The 1290-nt window shown below is 64.5% G+C and carries 2 protein-coding genes; one reads left to right on the top strand and one right to left on the bottom strand.

The window, feature by feature from the left end:
* Positions 1-613: hypothetical protein (locus AC1DY5_RS56015; RefSeq protein WP_478122769.1), on the bottom strand; the 613-nt coding region annotated here is incomplete at its 3' end.
* Between the two features lie 447 nt (positions 614-1060).
* Between AC1DY5_RS56015 and AC1DY5_RS56020 the strand changes: the two genes are divergently transcribed.
* A partial coding sequence (locus AC1DY5_RS56020) for an IS66 family transposase (RefSeq protein WP_478122770.1) occupies positions 1061-1290 on the top strand: 230 nt, incomplete at its 3' end.

Raw genomic sequence — 1290 nt, forward strand, 5'->3', positions numbered from 1 at the left:
GACGATCGCGGTCGAACCAGTACGCCGTTTCCCATTCCCCCGGGCGCGCACCGGTCGCGATCCCGGCATTGAGCCAGGCGGTGGTCTTGGTGCCCCAGGCCTGACGGGAGGAGCGTGCCGCCAGGAGCCCGTTCAGGAGCGGACCGAGATCCTGTTCGGGAATCGCGCGCGCGGAGACGCGCGAGTTGCGCAGGATCTCCTGGGGTGCGCTCATGCGCGGATCGAACGCTCGGGCGAGCTCGAGCCCGTTCTGCCGGAGCTCCGGCGAGAAGCCCATGTCCGGCTGATTGAGGGCCCAGACAATCGCCGCTCTGTAAGTGTTCTTGGTCCCGATGGCGATCGTGGTGTCGACTTGCAGCAGCTCGATCAGATCCGAGACCGAGACGAAGTCCGGATCGACGTCGCGGTCCGCGGCGGCGCGGTAGTTGCGGCGGTAGACGACGGCCGTCTTGTCGGTGATCGGCTGCGTGGCGGAGTCGTACCAGTTGCTCAGCCGTTCCGGCGAGGTCTCGCCTTCAAGGGTCCGATCCGTCGGGCCGATCTGCGACGGGGCCGTGTTCGACTCGGATCTCGGGTTCGCCCGGGGCGGACTCGCGTGGAAGTCGCGGTTCAAACCTTGATTGCTGTTCAGGTGGTGCTCGGTCCCGACGCTAGGCGTGAGGGTCTGGCTCGCGGGGTGCTGGTTCTAGGGGTGGTGTGGACTTAGGCCATCTCTGAACCGCATGGGGCTGGTCCGATGGGCCTGCTTGTCCGCCCGGTGCCAGAAGTTCTGAGGGGCTCGATTCCCCCGGTTTCGCTCCACCCAACTGCGACTAAACCATGGTTAGTCGCACTTGCTCGCGCTCGCAAGACCGGCCAATTTGACAGGCAACTGGGAGTATCGCGATTAGTCGCAGTCCGTTTGGCTGGGAGACAGACAGACAGTCGAGGCGCGGTTCGGCTGGAAATTGGTGGTAATCACGATTCGTCGCAGTTCCCTGCCGTGGGGCAATCGGCCTTCATCGTTCGACGGCACTTGATCACTTTGCTACGCAGCTGCAATCATTCGGGACGCTGTCTCATGGGCCAGCTCTATGGCATCAAGCGCGAAGTGAAGGACTTGACGCGCGAACGCCGACTTGAAGAAAGGCGCCGGCGCGCCTTGCCGATCACGCAGACGCCGCACGCCTGGCTCGTCGCTCAACGCGCCAAGGTGACTGAGGAAGGCGCCATCGCGAAGGCGATCGACTACAGCCTGGAGCGCTGGGCAGCGCTCATGCGCTACCTGGACGACCCGCCTTGCCGAAAGAC

The organism is Variovorax sp. P4_D9, from assembly GCF_056401695.1.